This window comes from Gordonia sp. (in: high G+C Gram-positive bacteria) (assembly GCF_012515855.1).
Classification (GTDB): Bacteria; Actinomycetota; Actinomycetes; order Mycobacteriales; family Mycobacteriaceae; genus Gordonia.
On sequence record NZ_JAAYXO010000102.1, the window covers coordinates 1 to 2054 of the forward strand.

2 protein-coding genes and 1 pseudogene are annotated in these 2054 nt (G+C 66.3%); all 3 read left to right on the top strand.

Translation table 11 applies throughout. The features are described from left to right. Positions 1-646 (top strand): WS/DGAT domain-containing protein (locus GX543_RS07505; RefSeq protein WP_290851009.1); only part of this gene is annotated, 646 nt, incomplete at its 5' end. A gap of 2 nt (positions 647-648) precedes the next feature. Next, the gene (locus GX543_RS07510; RefSeq protein ID WP_290851010.1) at positions 649-1071 is read left to right on the top strand and encodes a DUF1801 domain-containing protein; all 423 of its coding nucleotides are present in this window, start codon (positions 649-651) and stop codon (positions 1069-1071) included. A 571-nt stretch (positions 1072-1642) separates the two neighbouring features. Then, positions 1643-2054, top strand: a pseudogene (locus tag GX543_RS07515) (HNH endonuclease); the annotation flags it as partial.

Genomic DNA, 2054 nt, shown 5'->3' on the forward strand with positions numbered 1-2054 from the left:
CAGCCTGCTCAAGGTGCCGCTGGCCGACGTCAAGCGGACTGCCCGGGAGGCGCAGACCACGGTGAACGTGGTCTTCCTGGGCGCCGTCGCCGAGGCGGTCGGACGCTATCACCGGGCGAACGGCTACGACCTGCCGTCCATGCGGGTGAACATGCCGATCTCCATCCGCACCCCGGAGGACGCGGCGACCGGCAACCACTGGGTACCGGCCCGCTTCGTGGTGCCGACCCAGGAGATCCCCCTCGAGCATCGGCTCTATCAGCTCGACGGTCTGGTGCACACCGCCCGGAAGGATCCCGCGCTGAAGTTCGCCGACGGCGTCTACAAGGCCCTCGCACTGCTTCCCGATCCGGTGACCAGCCGGATCGCCGGCGCGCTGATGAAGGGCGTCGACGTCGCCGCGACGAATGTGCCCGGACCGCCTGTTCCGGTCTACCTGTGCGGCGCCCGGGTCCGCGCGATCATCCCGTTCGCCCCGAAATCCGGTGCCGCGCTGAACATCTCCTTCATGTCCTACGACGAGGACGCCTTCATCGGCATCAATGCCGACCCCGCCGCCGTCGAGGACCCCGCCGAGCTCGTCCGCCACCTCGCCGACGCCTTCGACGAGCTCACCCAGGCCCGACTCACTCCTGGCGCCGAGTGAGCATGGCGAGCGAGAACAAGACCCGGCAGAACGACGGCGACGTGGGAGCCTTCCTCGGCAGCGTGGAGAACGAGCAGCGGCGAGCCGACGGATTCGCCGTGTTGCAGCTGATGCAGGAGGTGACCGGCGACGAGCCGCGCATGTGGGGCGATGCGATCGTCGGCTTCGGCTCGGTCCACTACAGATACGCCAGCGGCCGCGAGGGCGACATGCCCGTCGTCGGCTTCTCGCCGCGCAAACAGAACCTGACGCTCTATCTGGCGTTCGACTACGACGGCTTCGACGAGCTCAGCCGGCGACTGGGCAAGCACAAGCTCAGCAAAGCCTGCCTCTACCTCAACAAACTCTCCGACGTCGACCTCACCGTCCTGCGCGAAATGGTCCGCCGCTCCGCCGAGCACTCCCTCTCCCGACCCCAGCCCTGACACCCGCCGGCCGGGTGCTTCATTCTTGCTGGCCAAGGACTCCACACGATGATCGAGTGACGATCGGAGCGTTAGCGGGCGCCAGTCCTGAGCTGCGTCGAAGGGATCGGTGTCTCGAGAACCGTGCGCGTCGCCGTCTCGATACTCCGCCTCGCAAGCTCGGCGGCACTCGACGACCAACAAGGAGCACCCCTGTTGCTGGTCGAGTACCCCTTTCTCGGTGGTCGCGTCCCCTCAGTTGACGGTCGCGCGCCGGTGGTCGTGCGCCCCTTCTTCGGTGGTCGAGTGCCGATCGGAGCGCTAGCGGAGATCGGTGTATCGAGACCAACAAACCGCACCGACCTGCCCAAACAGGACGCCGAAAAATTGTTCGAAAAAACTTCTATCGAACACTTGTGCCCATCCGATATGGCGCGTACATTAGAAGGTAACCACAACTGAACCCCCTCGGCGGACCACCACATCCAACCCGACCCGACCGACAAACGCGCCCACCCCCAGCGCATGTGTCGGCCGAGCCGATTCCCTGAAACGAATCGCACCCGCGTGCACACACCCCAGTGAGACCCACATGGACGCACACCACCTGACCGCACTCACCGACCAACTCGTCGACGAACTCTCACCCGGCGCCGCCGGCGACGACTCACTCCTCGACCGCCTGGAGAACACCCGACCCGGCGTGGACGACACCGTCGTGCTGAACCTGATCGTCGCCGTCGTCCGCCTCCGCAATGTTCTCGACTACCTCCTGGCGTTCCTCATCGGTCTGGCCGAACGTCAACGCATTCCGCTGCGACGAAAACTGAAGACCGGTCCGGATCTGCTGCTCGTGATCGGCGTCGCCCCGGTGGTGGCCCAGCGCATGGGGCGACTCGGTCGTGCCCTGCACCGCTTCCCGACCGTCGCCGCCGGAATGCGCGACGGCCACACCTCCGCCGAGTTCGCCGACGCCGTGGTCAAAGGCGTCGAACACATCCGAC

Coding starts and splice junctions, on each gene's coding strand:
- GX543_RS07510 (WP_290851010.1), top strand. CDS start 649: ATGGCGAGCGAGAACAAGACCCGGCAGAACGACGGCGACGTGGGAGCC.